Below are 15,516 nucleotides of genomic sequence, written 5' to 3'. Positions count from 1 at the left end.
CTAACCTTCTATACGAGGAGAAAGGAACGGGGTTTCACCTACAAATCGCCTATCCGGGGTTTTGCACCCCGGACAGGCTTACAGGACCGACTTTATGGCTTCCACCGCCTGCTCTGTGGTCATATTCCTGATGTCAACACCGACGTGCTTCTCTTTCGCAAAACCGGTTTTTTCAAAGGCGTCCCGGAACATCTTCCTCTGCATGTCCGCGTGACACCCGGCAACAACGAGCTTCTCGACATCGTCTGCTCCCTTCAGGAAGACTTCCCAGAAAACATCCCCGTCAGAGGCACACAGCTGCGGATGGATGCCGACGAAATCGACAAGCTTTTCCCGCCGCAGGGCGTTGAGCACCTCGAAGACATTCATCTGATGGAACGACGGGCAGGTTCCCTGACAGACACAGAGAATAACACCCTTCCTGGCCATGGTGCACACCTCCTCTACCTGGTATCTCCAAAGTACCTTATGGCCTCAGCCGGACAGAGCTTCTGGCATCCCCGGCAGAACTCCACACACTCCAGAGGGTTGACCACCTCGGGTTTCCCTCCGTTCTCCCTGTACACCCCATGGGGGCAGAAGTTCACGCAGGTCATACAGCCTGTGCATTTCTCATAGTCGATGATAGGGTACCACGTCTTTGCCATCACCCTCACCTCTTGTCGTCCTTGTTTACTTGTTGTACAAGTGTACAACAAATCAACAAAAAAACAAGAGGGGGGATCCCCCCTCACTCCACCGTCACGCTCTTTGCGAGGTTCCTCGGCTGGTCCACGTCACACCCCTTTTCGAGCGCCACGTAGTAGGCGAAAAGCTGGAGGGGGACGATGGCCAGAAGCGGCGAGAAAACCTCTAAGGTTTTTGGGATTTCCACAACGTAATCTGCCTTTCCCCGGACCTCTCCGTCACCCTCGTCGCACAGGGCGATGACCTTCCCCCGTCGGGCTTTGATTTCCTCGATGTTCCCGAGGACCTTGAGCCTCCGCTCTCCCTGGCCCACCAGGACAAAGCTCGCCACATCGGGCTCAATGAGGGCGATGGGACCGTGTTTCATTTCTCCTGCCGCCAGTCCCTCAGCGTGGATATAGGAAATCTCCTTGAGTTTCAGGGCTCCCTCCAGGGCGAGGGGATAGTACAGCCCCCGACCGAGGTAGAGGAAATCCTTGAAGAGGTAGAATTCCCTTGCCAGAACGTGGATGTCCTCTTCCCGGGAAAGAAGTGTGCGCATTTTCCGGGGGAGCGTGGGCATCTCCTCAAGAAGCGATTCCATCGTCCCAGGAGGAAGCGTTCCCTTCCTCTTCCCCCAGAAAAGGCCAAAGAGCAAAAGCACCGTCATCTGGGCAAGAAAGGCTTTCGTCGAGGCCACACCAATCTCGATTCCCGCCCGGGTGTACACGGTCCAGTCGGCAAGGCGAGTCAGAGAACTCCCCAGGACGTTGCACACCGCAAGGATTCTAGCGCCTTTTTGCTTTGCGAGTTCCACCGCCCGCAGGGTATCCGCCGTCTCTCCCGACTGGGAAATGGCCAGAACCAGAGTCTTCTCATCAAGCAGGGGGTCCCGGTAGCGGAACTCCGAGGCATACTCCACATCGACCGGTACATGCACGAAGTCTTCCAGATAGAGCTTCCCGAGCATCCCTGCGTGACAGGCCGTTCCGCAGGCAACGGCCACCACCCGAGAGAAATCGAGAGGGAAATCCTCGAGTTCCTCAAACTCTACCTCTCCCCGCGCCAGGTTCACCCTCCCGGCGATGGTGTCCTCGAACACCCGGGGCTGCTCGTGAATCTCTTTAAGCATGAAATGCTTGAAGCCCCCGCGCTCGGCGCTCACCGGGTCCCAGGGAACGGTAAAGACCGTCTTCGAGCATTTCTCCCCTGTCCTGTGAAAGACCTCCCATCCGTCTTTGCTCACCCGGACAATCTCCCCATCTTCAAGGAACACCGCTTTGCGGGTGTACTCCAAAAACGCCGGAACGTCAGAAGCCAGAAAGTACTCACCATCCCCAATCCCCAGAATCAGAGGGCTGAACTGCCGAACGCCATAGAGCACCCCGGGTTCCTCGGCAAAGAGGATGCACAGGGCATAGGACCCCTCAAGGAGGGGAAGAGTCCGGAGAATCCGCTCCAGGGGCGAACCGTCTCCTTCGAGGAGATGGGCCACCACTTCGCTATCCGTTTCTGAGAGAAAGCGATGCCCCTCGGCAAGAAGCCTTTCCCGGAGCGCCCGGTAATTCTCGATGATGCCGTTGTGGACAAGGGCAAGGGTTTTTCGGCAGTCGGTGTGAGGATGGGCATTGTGGTCGGCAGGGACCCCGTGGGTTGCCCAGCGAGTGTGGCCGATACCACACCGGGAGGTGAAGGTTTTCCCCGCAAGCTCCTGCTCCAGTACCCCGATTTTCCCCACCTTTCGCACCACCACAATCCGCCCTTTTTCCTGAAGGGCTACTCCTGCCGAGTCATAGCCCCGGTACTCAAGCCGCCTCAACCCTCCAAGGAGAACACAAAGGGCTTCCCTTTCCCCAACGTATCCGATGATGCCACACATTTCCCTCACGCTCCCTCAAACCATCTAAAAGTCCTCTTCAAAAGGCACCAGCTTGCCTCTTTTCTCGCAGGACAGACCCTCGTCAAAGAGCCGGTCGTAGCTCCTGTCGCTGTGCTGGGCCAGGGCGCAGACGATGAGGCCTTCGTCCTTCTCGCAGAAGAGCACCCGTTCGTTCTGGTGGCCCTGGGGGTAGACGAAACATCGGGAGTTCTTCAGCTTCTTCGCCCCACTTCGCCGGACCTCCGGAAGGCAGAGCCGGCGGAGAATTCTCCGGATGCGTTCCTGGGTCGTCGCATTGGCCTTCTGGTACCACTCTAAGGCCCGCTTCCCAAAGTACACCGGAATTTTCGGAGTGCGCCGCACCTTCTCAAGGTATGCCTCGAAAACCGCCACTCCGGCAGGGGAGAGGAAAATCCGGTTCTCCCGCTCTTCAAGAAGCGAGGAAATTTCTTTCGGCAGCGTGGACCGGACAAGCTCAAACCTTGAGCGACCCTCTCCAGAGAGCGAATGGAGCAGGTCCTCGTGTTCGGCGATGACCGAGTAATCCCAGTCTATAGGGAGAGGAGGCATCTGCACGACCCTCTGAAAGGCCTCATAGATGTAGTACACGGGGACGTTGAAGAGCAACCCCACCAAAGTTGCGTAGGCTCCTTCTGCCTTGAATCCTCCCGTGGCATTGATGAGCACCTCCCGGCCCCGGGCCTGCTCTTCCTTGATACAGGCCACCAGAGTCCCCACAAGCGCACGCAGGCCCAGGCGGAAGTCCGCCTCCCGGTATGAGAGGTCCCTGACGCACACCATCCTCGTCTCGTGTCCCCGGTTTTTGAAAAATTCGGCAAGCGCCCGGGCACAGAGGTGGCTTTCAGGGGTTTCGGAGTGGAGGAACACCAGGGCGTCATCCTCCCGGAGTAGATGACACAGCGCGTTCGTCTCCGCCGAGGCCTTTCGCAGGTCCGTGAGGGCAAGGAACCGGATGAGTTCTGCCACGTCCGGGGAGCCGGAAGGCGACGCGTTCCTCACAAGGGAAGTCCCCACCGTATTCAGAATGGTCCTCACCAGGTTTCACCCCTCTCCATTCCTGGCTCCATTATACCCTCTGCAAAGGAAGGTCTGGAACCCGTGGAAACCTATCCACCCTCTCTTGCCGGGAGAGCAAGGTTCCGGTAGTATACTCCTGGTGACTGGTGTGCGGGTTGCGGTGGTAGACATCGAGACCTTTGCTTCAATCGAAGACCTTGGGTTTCCCGAGTACCATTACCTCCGGACGCGAGGGGAGAAGGACCGTTCTGATGAAGAGCTCGAGCAAGAGCTCGCCCTGAACCCCTACGTCCTCCAGGTGATTTCCGCCGCCGTAGCCTGTGTGGAGGAAGGGAAAATTACCGGCGTTTCTGTGTACTACATCTCAAGTAGCGGTGAGGAAGTTCAGGAAACCCATTCCTTCCCCATTCGCTATACGCCTGTTCTTTGCCTGAGTCCCGAAGAGAACCTTTTCGAAGCCGAAGAGCTTCTCCTTGAAGAGCTCTGGCAGGACCTTGAGAGCGCGGAGCTCCTTGTGACCTACAACGGTCAAAGCTTCGACCTCCCGGTTCTCCGCCTCCGGAGTATGATCCACGGTCTTGACCTTCCGCCGTCTATTGCCGCATCATATGCTCCCCGTTTTTCTGACGGCCATCTGGACCTTGCCCAGTTCCTCTCCTGTTCGGTCTCCGGGCACCGGTATACCCTGGAATTCGTGTGCCGGAGGTTCGGCATCCCCCTCAACAAGGGCAGAATGGACGGGTCAAAGATCCACGACGCCTTCCTCGAAGGGCGGTACTTCGATATCGCCCGTTACAACGCTCAGGACGCCATCGCCACCGCAAAGCTCTACCTCCGCTTGAAAAAGTACCTCTCCCCGGAATTCCTGCCTCCCCCTGACCCTCCCACCGACAACCAGCTCCGCCACTTCACAAACCTTGTTGCCAGCCAGAGTACGGGGAACGCCGAGTTCTACGATCTTCTTTTTGCCTGGTTCGTCGAAAGGGGCGTCCTTACAAAGAGAAACATCAGCCGGCTCATCGACGACCTGAAAAACGGGCGCCTGCTTCTGTGAGTCTCAGGGAAAAGCAAACCAGGTAGAGTCCAGAGCCTGGACTCTACCTGGAATTTCCGACCCAAAAGAGGTGAGCACCGTGACGAAAACCACCATCCGCATTCGCGGGGTTGTGGCGCTTTCGATGCTTATTCTTCTCCTTTTCATGGTCACCACAGGGAGCATCCTCCTTGTTGCCCAGCGTGGAGGCGTGATGCCTCTGCCGCTCTGGAACTTCGCTACCAGGGCACACCCTGTGGGAGGGTTCCTGTTCCTTGCCCTGGGGATAGGCCATGCGGCGCTCAACTGGAAGCTCTTTGAGAGCGATCTTAAAGCCCTCCGGGAAAAGAAGCGATAGAGATCCCGGTTTCCGACGGGACTACTCTTCACGAATCCACACCGTCATTTCCCCTACCCCCCGGTTCCCCCAGGCGTAGTAGGGAATAGCAGTGAGGGGAACTCTGCGTCTTTCAGGTCGACGAAAAGCATAGAGGTGGCTTGAAGCAGCAACCTCCCTTTCCGCTTCCCCGGAGAGCACCACCACACCTCCGAGGAGCTCTGGACGAAACGTCGCACAGAGTTTCGCTTCTTCGGGCAAAACAATTTGCGAGAGCCCCGGACCGTTGTCCGCTTCCTCAAGGCAAAACACCACAGGACCCCGTTGCAGGGCTACTTTTCCCGAGGCATCACGCACTCCAGGATGCGCCCGTACTCGCTCAACGGGCATAGCAAGGGAAAGATCCACCCGGTCTCCCTTTTGCCAGAGCCGCCGAATCTTCGCATACCCCCTCTCGACAAGGGGAGAGACGTCGGCTTCCTCTCCGTTCACCCGGACTTTCGCCTCCCGACACCATCCGGGAATCCGCACCGCCAGGGTGAACTCCTGGGGTGTTTCGGGGAACACCTCAAAGTGGATGTCTCCCTCCCAGGGGTACCCGGTCTTCTGCAAGAGGACAACCCGCCCCTTCTCGAGGTATGCGGTTACCTCACTTTCGGCAAAGAGGTGAACGTAGAGGGTTTCTCCATCCTTAGAGTAGAGATAGGAGGGTAAAGAAGCAAGGAGCCTTGCAAGGTTTGGTGGGCAACAGGCACAGGAGAACCACCTCTGGCGAGACAGCACCACATGCTGCAGGTCGTGTCTCTTTTGCACCGCCTCAGGCACAACTTCAAGGGGGTTCACGTAGAAGTAGGCGGTACCGTCAAGAGACATGCCGCTCAACACCCCGTTGTATAGAGCCCGTTCCATAACGTCGGCATAGGTCCGGTCCACTTCAAGACGGAGCATCCGGTGGGCCCAGAAGACTAAACCGATGCTGGCGCAGGTCTCGGCGTAAGCCCGGTCAGGGGGCAAATCGTAATCGAAGGTGAATGCCTCACCCTGGGCCGAAGACCCAAGGCCCCCGGTGATGTACATCCGGCGCTCCGTGACGTTTTCCCAGAGCGTCCTGCAGGTCTCAAAAAGGGTGGCATCACGAAGCTCCAGAGCAAGATCGGCCATGGCGCTATAGAGGTACATCGCCCGAACGGCGTGGCCCACAGCCTCTTGCTGTTCCCGCACCGGAAGGTGCGCCTGGCAGTAGGCAGGGGTCCAGAACGGCCAGGGGAGTTCCTTTTCTCCCCGTGCTCTTGCCTCGAGTTCAAAGTACAGGGGGGTTTTCCCCCGCTCGTTGACAAAAAACGCAGCAAGGTCGAGGTACCGTCGTTCTCCCGTGACCCGGTACAGCTTCACCAGGGCGAGTTCAATCTCGGGATGCCCGGGATATCCCCGCAGTTTCCCTGGTCCATCGCCGAAGCGGTCGGCAATGTGGTCGGCAAGGCGGGAAACCACCTCAAGGAGTTTCCCTTTGCCCGTTGCCCTGTAGTGGGCAACTCCAGCCTCGATGAAATGCCCAGCGCAGTAGAGCTCGTGATTGTCGCGGAGGTTCTTCCAGCGCCCCTCCGGGTCCTTAATGGTGAAGTAGGTGTTGAGGTACCCATCGGGCCTCTGCGCTTGAGCCACAAGGTCAATAACCTCATCGACCTTTTGCTCAAGTTCCGGGTCCGGAAAGTTCCAGAGGCAGTAGCTTGCCGCCTCAAGCCATTTTGCCACGTCGCTGTCCTGGAAGACCCACCCGTAGAACTCTCCCGAAGCCAGCCCTGCAGCGATGCGGAAATTCTCCACCGCATGGCTCTTCGGCGCCCCCGGTACCCTATCGTTTAAGGCCTCCCACTGGTAGGGGATGATTGTCTCTTTCACCTGAAGGATTCTCTTCCCCCAGAAATCCGCTGCCGCAACCCTGACCGCACCAGGATCAAGGTGTTCCAGTGTTTTTCCCTCCATGTTCCTCACCCTCCGCACCAGGCCGGTTTTTCCTTTACCTACCTACACACCAGGAAGGTATTACTTGAACGAAACACCCTGTGCCGGCTTCAGAAACCGGCACAGGGCACCCAGAGGCTTTCAGACAGTTCCTCCCAGAGCCCCCTCAAGGGGAACCTCAAGCACCCACAGGGTGTGAGGAGGAAGGGAGTACGAGCTTTCCGAGAGGGCAACGGCGCGGGATACCGGAACCACCCGGTTTGGAGAGGCAAAATCGTTCCCGGCAAGAACATCCGGAGCGGTCAGCTCAAAAAGCTGCCCCTCCTTCCCTGCAGGAACATCAGAGAAGTCCACCGCAACCTCGCAGGGTTCGTCTCTGTGGAAATTCACCATGGCCAGCGAGAGGACATTCCGGGAGGGATCATACGTTGCCGAGGCATCAAAGTAGGGGACCCGCTCCAGGGCAAAGGAGCTCCGACCCTTGAGGAAGCTCTTTGCCCGGATGGCATAGGAGTCCGCCAGGACCTCGCACCCAAGCCGCACAGTTCCCGTGTGGTTCACAAAGAGGTCAAAGACGTGGTAGATGGGGGTGAGGACCATGGCGTCTTTCTGGGTCTTGATCATCCCCAGGGCGTTCACCATCTGAGCGAGGTTTGCCATACCCACAACGTCGCTTAAGCGGTGTAGAACAAGGAAAATCCCTGCGGCGAAGAGGGCATCCTTCAGGGTATAGGGCTCCTCAAGGTAGACGATGCCCTTTTCCCGGGCCTCCTCCTCCGGGTCCACCTGGTACCAGACATTCCACTCGTCAAAAGCAATCTTCACGTGGTCCATGCGGGTGCTCTTGATGAGGCTGGCAAGGAGCTTCAGGCGCTCTTCCACGTAATAGGCTGCCGCAACGGTTTCATAGTAGTCCTCAGACCCGTGGTACTGATGGATGGAGATGAAGTCGATGACCTTCCCGGCGTGCTTGAGAACGGTGAGGTCCCATTCCGGGTCATCGGCCCCAACGGCGATAATCTGGATTGAAGGGTCCAGGGCCTTCATGAACATGGCAAACTGGCGGAGTTTCTCCGCATACTCCCGGGCACTGCAGTGCCCCACCTGCCACGGTCCGTAGACCTCGTTGCCCACGCCCCAGTACTTCACCCGGTACGGCTCGGGATGGCCAAACGTTTTGCGCATCTCGGCGTACTTTGTGGGGGTATTGAGGTTGCAGTACTCCAGCCAGTGCAGGGCCTCATCCAGAGTCCCGGTCCCAAGGCTCACCGCAAGGTACGGCTCGGCCCCAATCCTTCGACAGTACTCTATGAATTCATCCGTCCCGAAGCGATTGGTCTCAATGCCTCCCCAGACGTAGTTGATGAGCTTTGGTCGTCTTTCCCTGGGACCGATACCGTCTTCCCAGTGGTAGGCCGAAGCAAAATTCCCTCCGGGCCAGCGGAGTACAGGACATTTGATACGCCGCACCGCCTCAAGAACATCTTTGCGGAACCCCGAAGAGTCTGCGAGAGGCGAGTCTTCGTCGAACACTCCACCGTAGATACACCGGCCGAGGTGCTCGATGAAATGCCCGTAGATGAGTGGACTAATGGTTCCGGTTTTCACTCCCCAGACTTTCACGTGAGCGTTCATCGTCCTTCCTCCCTTCAAGGGTTTCAATCCTCAGGATGGTGACCGAAAAAGGTGGAAAAACATGGGAAAAAGAGCGAGAAAGGCCGGAAAGGGGCATCTCGCGAGGAACGACGTTGAAAGGGTTCAGGAAGCTATTTTCGTCTCTGGGATCTCCCGCAAGCACCAGGGCCTTTCCTTTCCCGGTCAGCTCCACCTCACCGGAGGTGGTAACCACGGTGTGTTTCTCCTCGGGGAAAGGATTGACCACCTTGATGATGATGTCTCCTGAATCCCTGTCGAAACTCGCCACATGGTACAGGGGCCTGAGGCCCGTTGTGTCCTCAACCTCGTGAATGAGGGTGCCATCAAGAAAGCAGCGAATCCTTCGCCCTGAGACCTCGATTCGCAGACGGTAGAAGCGATCGTTCTCAATCGTCAGGGGAACGCTTTTGCTGAGGGTGATTTTTTGTCCCGCAATGGCCTTCTCGACTACGGAAACCGTGTTGCCAAAGCCCCCAACGTTCCAGAGGTAGTAGTTAAAGTCATCCTGAACCCCAAAGAAAATAAGGAATCCCTCACTGCCGCCGATTTTCTTTGCCAAAACCTCAACGATGCAGTCACCCCAGGGCTTTTCTCCAAGATAAACCCGGCAGTCTTCACCAAAACTTCGCTGTCGCAAAAGCCCACCCCGTGCTTCCCAGACGCCCCGATACCACCTCCACCTCCGTCCTCCCTCAAAGCCCTCTTCGAAAAGCACATTCCCCCCGGGATCCAGAACCCGCACGAAGTCAAAGGCCACCTGGGTCCCCCAGCTCCCCAGACCCACAGAACCCCGGATGGGCGGAAAATCCTCTTCTTTGGGACACTCAAGAGTGGAAGGGAGGACGAAGTCCCCGAGGTTCGTGCTGAAAAGGTACTGGACGTAGTAGCTCGGGGTTCCGAAGACCCGAAGGTTATCGAACCAGATGAGGTCCGGAACCCACTGCGACCACCCCACCCGGTTGAAGAGGGGAGCATAGGAAGCCATAACGACGACGTCGGCGTTGCGTTCAATCCCGGTCATGAACGCTGCCTCGGCTAAAGCCGCTTCGAGGGTATTCCTCCGCCCCAGGGTGTGGGCTGCATACTCCCCCACCATGACTTTCGGGCCCTTGCGGTCGTAGGTATCGTACCGGCTGGCATTGGCCAGAAACCACTGGGGAGGCATGTACATGTGCTCATCGACGATGTCAACCCCGTGGGTCTTTGCCCACTCCCAGGCTTTTTCAAAAATTGGGCCAGCGGGAGAGGTTCCGCTGGCAAGAATGAGCTGAATATCGGGGAACCGCTCTTTTATGGCTTTCTGGAAGAGGGCAAAGCGCGCAAAATACTCCTCTCCCCAGTTCTCGTTGCCGATACCCAGATACTTCAACCCAAAGGGTTCCGGATGGCCACTTTCCGCCCGCACTTTCCCCCAGGGACTCGTTGCCGGTCCATTTGCGTACTCGATGAGATCCAGGGCATCCTGGACCCATTCATCCATCTCCTCAAGGGGGACGAACTCTGCTCCCCGAACCTGGCACGAAATCCCTGCGTTGAGAATCGGCACAGGTTCCGCCCCGAGGTCCTCAGCAAGGAGAAAGTACTCGAAAAACCCCAGACCGAAAGACTGATGGTATCCCCAGAGATTCCACTGAGTCGGTCGCTCCGCCACGGGGCCAATGGTCTTCTTCCAGCGATAGGCGTTCTCGAGGCGATGCCCCTCCACGATACATCCCCCGGGAAAGCGGAGAAATCCCGGCTGAAGTGCTGCAAGCATCTCTACAAGGTCCCGGCGCCAACCGTTGACCCTGCCTTTCCAGGTATCTTCGGGGAAGAGGGAGACCATGTCGAGGGTCATGGCTCCCTGGCCTTCCACATGCAGAACAAGACGAGCCGAAGGACAGCTCTCCCGGGGAGAGAGCCTGAGGGTGTATTCCCTCCATTCTGGGACAAGAACGGGAATTTCCCCCTCGGCGTACGTTTTCCCTGCCACATCTTCAAGGCCCACCCGCACGATCCCCAGAGATTTCCCCTCCATCCGGGCAAAGAGGGAAAAACGGTACGTCTTCCCCGCTTCAATCGGGATCCCATCGTATCCCTCGTTCACCACCTGGCCCCTGCCTCCCGAGGGAGGAAACACAACCCGGAGATAGTGGGGGTTCTGTGGTGCTAAAGGAGTATCGTCCTCAATGCCAAAGCGCACACCTTCATCCCCAGAGAACATCCAGCCCTCGGAAGGGTTCCGGTGCTCGAAGGAGCGGTTTCGCACAAGCTCCGCGTATATCCCCCCATCGGCAGCATGGTTGATGTCCTCAAAGAAGATGCCATAGAGCGTTCGAGGAATCTCGGGACCCTTCTTCGAGGTATCGATAACAAGGCGGTACTCCGAGGCAAGAGCAAAGGAGGGGATAAAAACAAAGAGCACGACGGCCAGGAAAAGGTGTTTCTTCACTTTTTCTTCCCTCCCACTTGAAGCACAAAGGCATTCGAAGCGCCGCTTCTCACAAAAAAGAAGTGTTCTTCTTGCTCTCCCGAGAGAGCCGTAGTTAGGACCCGGTAATTCCCGGGAAATCCGCGAAATGCTACCACTCCGTCCGCATCGGTGCGAAGACGAACCTTTGTCTTCCACTCCCGGTGGATGAGGTCCTTCAGGACGAAATACATGGGCTTTACCGTGAAGTCGTCTCTCAGGAAGCCGCTCCTCGGCTGCCAGGCTCGATAGAAATTCCAGTAGGTTATGGCTGAAACCGCAGGATGGCTGAAAAAGACTGTATAGAAGATTTTCAGAAGTTCCGCCTGGAGCACCTCGGCTTCCCCCGGCGAAACCCCGAAAGCACCCACCACCGCGGGCAGAGGAATCTGGAACTCCGTAATGTGAATGGGTTTCCCCAGAGTGGCAAGCTCATCGAGAGCAGAGCGAATGTCCTCAAGCGACTCCAGGTGTCTTTTGATGTCCTCGGCGGTAAAAAGGTGTGCCTCAACGCCGATGACGTCCACAGGGACACCGGCTTCGAGGAGTTTTCGAGCTTTTTCTATAAACCGCTTTCGTATGTTCCCATCAAGCAACATCCCGAACTCGTTGAGCACGAGAACAGCCTGAGGGTCGATTTCCTTTACCGCCCTGAAAGCTTCAGCAATGTACTCAGGGCCCAGACCCTCAAACCAGGGCTGGACAACAGGCTCGTTCACCACATCCCACAGGTGCACAAGACCCTTGAAATCCTGAACCTCCCGGCGTATGCGCCCAAAAAGCGCCTCCCGTACTTCTTCCCAGCGACCGGCACGTCCCTTCATCCACACCCAGGAAGGAACGCCAACACCCGGAGGATTCCCCCACACCAGGGTATGCCCCTTCACAGGAACCCCATGGTCCTGCAGCCACCTGGCGATGCGGTACGCCGCCTCTTTCAGGGGGAACCGACCGGGTTCAGGCTCGTAGTCTTTCCAGTAAAAAACAGGAAGTGTGGCAAAGTTGAAGAGTTCAAGGTACAGGCGCTGGTACTCTGCAATCTTTTCCGGGGGCAGAGGTTGCGCCCCAAACCGTCCGCCACGGGAATAGGCTCCGGGAGCAAAGGCGAAAATGAGGTACTCCGGAGCATTGCCAAAGAGGAACTCATGGGATACCTGCTCACAAAAAACTTCTACGTTCTCGAGCTTCTGCCCACTTTCGTCCACAACCTCAATGCGTACCGGGAGCTTGCGAAACTTCTCAATGGCCTCCTGGAATGGCGAAAGGTCAACAGGAATTCCCTCAGGCAAGGCAAGGGCAACCGCCCCCCCGAGAAAAAGCCACAACACAGAGCACCTCAGACACCGCTGCCAGAAACTCGTCCAGACCACCCCCTCAGTGCAAACCGGCATAGAGTTGGGGCCGGAAGAACCTCTGGAATACCACGAAAATCACAAGAAGAGGCAGGATGGTGAAGAAACTCGCCGTCAGGGTCAGGTTGTACACGGGGAACCCCTGGGGGTCGGTGATGGTTGTGATGCCGAGGATTAAGGGCATCCTTGCCCGAGAATTGAGCATGACCAGGGGCAGGAAGAAGTTGTTCCAGACCCCTACAAAAGCAAGGAGAGCAAGGGTGACAAAGCCTGTAGCAATACCCGGAAAGCCGATACGGAAAAACACCAGGAAGTCGCTTGCACCATCAATCTCTGCAGCGTCGAAAAGCTCCTGAGGTATCTGGTTCCAGTACGTAACCATCAGGTACACCCCAAAGACGTTGACAAAAGACGGAAAGAGAATGGCCCAGGGGGTATCGATGAACCTGAGGCTCTTGAAAATCATGAAAAGGGGCAGGGTCGTTGCGTATCCCGGGACCATAGCAAAACCCAGGATAAGGAGGAAAAGAAGTCTTTTGCCGTAGAATTCATACCGCCGGAAAGCAAACCCCGCAAGGGCAGCGATAAAAACTCCGACCAGAGCACCGGCCGTGGCGTAGAAAAAGGAATTCCTTAGCCAGTGGTAAAAGACCCCGTTCTCGTATCCCAGAACCATCCGCACGTTCTCGAGAAAGTAATTGGGGACACCGGGCGCAATGGATTTCTGAAAAAGCTGGCTGGTATTCTTGGTGATGCTCACCACAAGCCAGTAGAAGGGGAAGATAAAATAGAGGGAGGCCAGAACCATCGCCACTTCTGAGGAAATACTCCTGCGCATAACAATCACCCCCAGGCTTTACCATCCCCGAGCGAGCAATTGCCTCGAGGCCATTCGCAACACGTAAAGGGAAATGAGAAAGGTGATGCAGGCGAGCACAAGGCCCATAGCTGTGGCGTAGGTGAATCTCCCGTAAGCAAAAGCAGAGTTGTAGATGTACATTGCCGGTGTGTAGTTCGGAGGTAGAACGACAAGCGCTCCGAGCATCCACGGCTCGTTGAAGACCTGAAGCGCTCCTATGGCGTTGAAGATGAAGAGCATAGTGATAACTCCCCGCACAAGGGGGAGCTTGATGAAGAAGGCCGTCTGCCAGAACGTGGCTCCATCAATCTGTGCCTGCTCGGCGTACTCCCGAGGAACGGCAAGAAGCGCTGAGAAAACGACGAACGCCGTGTAGCCGGTAAATTCCCAGAAGATGATTACGAGAAGAACAAGGGGGACATGTTCCCGGTTGAGGATGCGCACCCCCGCAAATCCGAGAAGGTCCAGGAGGGGGCGAAGTGGTGACATGGAGTCCGAGAAAATGTACGACCACACAATCCCGGCCACAATAGCAGGAATCGTATAGGGGAGATAGTGGATGAAACGGTAAAAGGCTGCTCTCCCCCGGGGCATCCGTTCGTATACAAAGGCGATGAGGATGGCGAGGAAAATCATAAGCGGTACCTGAACAAGGAGGAGGAAAAGGGGGATCTTAAAAGCCTCCCAGAACCTCGGGTCTCCCAGGATGGTCCGGTAATTGGAGAGACCGACGTACCACATTCGTGCCCCCCTTTGCCCGTAAAGCGAGAGCCTGACCCCAAAGATAATGGGATACACCACAACAAAGGCAAAAAGCACAAGGAAGGGAGCGAGGAAAAGATAGGCCTTAAAGACCGAACGGCCTCTGCGTGTGCGAATCATTCAGGGTTTCACTCCTTCAAAAGCGGGGGAGGGTACCACCCTCCCCCGGGGACTCGGCGGAGATTCAGGGCAGCTCTCCCACCACGACGTTGTCGTACCCAAACTCTTTCATCGCCTTGACCACTGCTTCTTCCCACATCGGGAGGATATCTGCGAATTTCTTGATCTTCCCGTCAACATAATCCTGCAAAAGCAGTCCAAGAGTCTGATCGACGTTCGTCTGGATGGGCAGAGCAACATAAGCGGTATCGACAAGCTTGTGGGCTTCCCAGAGAGTTTCAACGATGTTCTGGCCTCCGAAGAACTTGTCCGGGCCGGCAACTTCATCGAGCACCTCTGCGTACCGGGTTGAAACCATGACGGGGAGATTGCTGTATTTGTGGAGACACTTCAGGGATTCGGGGTGGGAATTCAGCCACATAACGAAAATTGCCGCAGCCTCGGGATTCTTGGAGTGGGTGGTAACGTAGAATCCCGAGCCTCCGATCATTCCGTTATGAGGATTTGCGGGGTCCCACTGGGGCGGTATGGTCACTCTCCAGAGCCCTTCGGATTCAGGAGCATTGTACCGAAGCCATTCGGCGAACCAGCATCCAATAATCACTGCTGCCGTTTTTCCTACGTTGAGAGAGTTATACCAGTCCGGAGACCACCACTGTTCAATCTTGATGGTCCCTTCGTCGATGAGCTCGCCCCAGAAGTTAAAGACCTTTTCGGCAACAGGGTTGGTGAAGTCGATGTACCACTTCCCGTCCTTGTAGTCGAATACCTTCCCTCCGGCCTCCCAGACCTGACCAATCCACCACAAAGCCCAGCCAAGGGGCACCGTGGCGAAGTTGAGGTTTGGATCCGCCTGCCGGAGCTTCCTCGCCTGTTCGGCAAACTCGGACCAGGTCTGCGGAACGGTGAGCCCGTACTTTTCGAAAATGTCCTTCCGGTAGAAAAGCGCTATGGCTCCGCTGTCCTGGGGCGTCCCATAGATTTTGCCGTCCAGAGCGCACCAGTTCAGGGCCGGTTCTCCAAAGAGCTTGACGAACTTCTCCTCCGGAAGCCACTGATTGATGGGGACAAAAGCCCCAAGCTCCATGAATTCCGGAGCAAAAGTGTACTCTATCATGAGCACATCGGGAAGTCCTTCTCCAGCAGCAATGGCGGTTTGTGCCTTCGTGTAATGGACACCAAAGTTCTCCCACTGGACTTTGATGTTGGGGTATGCCTTTTCGAACTCACGGATAGAGTAATCCTCGTTGCTCGTCCAGGCCCACATGGTCAGCGTTACCGGCTCTCCCTTGTATTCCGGATAGATGTCGTCTGCCGCAAAAGCGACCGACACAGCTAAAAGCGCTACCAGGAGACCAAGAATAACTCGTTTCATTTTCCTTCCTCCCTTCGCCTTTTCTTTC

Annotated in this window: 13 protein-coding genes; 2 read left to right on the top strand and 11 right to left on the bottom strand. The window is 56.6% G+C overall.

The genetic code is table 11. The features are described 5' to 3' along the window. Window positions 1–78 precede the first annotated feature (78 nt). The 4 genes from ACPT9Q_RS05175 to ACPT9Q_RS05160 all read right to left on the bottom strand — a co-directional run bounded on the left by ACPT9Q_RS05175 (window position 79) and on the right by ACPT9Q_RS05160 (window position 3,601). On the bottom strand, window positions 79–429 hold the full coding sequence (locus ACPT9Q_RS05175) for a hypothetical protein (RefSeq protein ID WP_017874123.1): 351 nt from the start codon (window positions 427–429) through the stop codon (window positions 79–81). A 14-nt stretch (window positions 430–443) separates the two neighbouring features. Beyond that, entirely contained in the window at window positions 444–647 is a 204-nt protein-coding gene (locus ACPT9Q_RS05170; RefSeq protein ID WP_427366589.1) for a 4Fe-4S dicluster domain-containing protein, read from the bottom strand. A gap of 83 nt (window positions 648–730) precedes the next feature. After that, window positions 731–2,545, bottom strand: coding sequence for a glutamine--fructose-6-phosphate transaminase (isomerizing) (gene glmS / locus ACPT9Q_RS05165; protein WP_017874125.1), 1,815 nt, complete (start codon window positions 2,543–2,545; stop codon window positions 731–733). 24 nt (window positions 2,546–2,569) lie between these two features. After that, window positions 2,570–3,601 (bottom strand): putative CRISPR-associated protein, encoded by a 1,032-nt coding sequence (locus tag ACPT9Q_RS05160; RefSeq protein ID WP_427366588.1) that lies wholly within the window; start codon window positions 3,599–3,601, stop codon window positions 2,570–2,572. A gap of 121 nt (window positions 3,602–3,722) precedes the next feature. Here ACPT9Q_RS05160 and ACPT9Q_RS05155 point away from each other — a divergent pair, with 121 nt between their 5' ends. After that, entirely contained in the window at window positions 3,723–4,637 is a 915-nt protein-coding gene (locus ACPT9Q_RS05155; protein ID WP_427366587.1) for a ribonuclease H-like domain-containing protein, read from the top strand. A gap of 79 nt (window positions 4,638–4,716) precedes the next feature. Beyond that, a complete protein-coding gene (locus ACPT9Q_RS05150) occupies window positions 4,717–4,974 on the top strand; it encodes a hypothetical protein (protein WP_427366585.1) in 258 nt (85 codons plus the stop codon). Window positions 4,975–4,995: 21 nt separating this feature from the next. On the opposite strand, the gene ACPT9Q_RS05145 is transcribed toward ACPT9Q_RS05150, so the two are convergent. The 7 genes from ACPT9Q_RS05145 to ACPT9Q_RS05115 form a co-directional block, all read right to left on the bottom strand. Next, entirely contained in the window at window positions 4,996–6,936 is a 1,941-nt protein-coding gene (locus ACPT9Q_RS05145) for a glycoside hydrolase family 127 protein (protein WP_427366584.1), read from the bottom strand. A gap of 120 nt (window positions 6,937–7,056) precedes the next feature. Continuing rightward, on the bottom strand, window positions 7,057–8,550 hold the full coding sequence (locus tag ACPT9Q_RS05140; RefSeq protein WP_427366583.1) for an alpha-N-arabinofuranosidase: 1,494 nt from the start codon (window positions 8,548–8,550) through the stop codon (window positions 7,057–7,059). Then, the gene (locus tag ACPT9Q_RS05135) at window positions 8,504–11,002 is read right to left on the bottom strand and encodes an alpha-L-arabinofuranosidase C-terminal domain-containing protein (RefSeq protein WP_427366582.1); all 2,499 of its coding nucleotides are present in this window, start codon (window positions 11,000–11,002) and stop codon (window positions 8,504–8,506) included. Before ACPT9Q_RS05135 ends, ACPT9Q_RS05140 begins: the two co-directional genes overlap by 47 nt. Next, window positions 10,999–12,309: an endo-1,4-beta-xylanase gene (locus tag ACPT9Q_RS05130; protein ID WP_427366581.1), complete on the bottom strand. Its 1,311-nt coding sequence runs from the start codon at window positions 12,307–12,309 to the stop codon at window positions 10,999–11,001. The genes ACPT9Q_RS05135 and ACPT9Q_RS05130 overlap by 4 nt, the downstream gene beginning before the upstream one ends. A gap of 85 nt (window positions 12,310–12,394) precedes the next feature. Beyond that, a complete protein-coding gene (locus ACPT9Q_RS05125) occupies window positions 12,395–13,210 on the bottom strand; it encodes a carbohydrate ABC transporter permease (protein ID WP_427366580.1) in 816 nt (271 codons plus the stop codon). An 18-nt stretch (window positions 13,211–13,228) separates the two neighbouring features. Further along, window positions 13,229–14,113 carry a carbohydrate ABC transporter permease gene (locus ACPT9Q_RS05120; protein ID WP_427366579.1) on the bottom strand — a complete coding sequence of 295 codons (885 nt, stop codon included), beginning with the start codon at window positions 14,111–14,113 and terminating at the stop codon, window positions 13,229–13,231. Window positions 14,114–14,177: 64 nt separating this feature from the next. Then, window positions 14,178–15,488 (bottom strand): ABC transporter substrate-binding protein, encoded by a 1,311-nt coding sequence (locus ACPT9Q_RS05115; protein WP_427366578.1) that lies wholly within the window; start codon window positions 15,486–15,488, stop codon window positions 14,178–14,180. Window positions 15,489–15,516 lie beyond the last annotated feature (28 nt).

This window comes from Candidatus Caldatribacterium saccharofermentans (genome assembly GCF_050267035.1).
GTDB lineage: Bacteria > Atribacterota > Atribacteria > Atribacterales > Caldatribacteriaceae > Caldatribacterium > Caldatribacterium saccharofermentans.
This window is presented reverse-complemented; position numbering and strand designations above follow the sequence as displayed.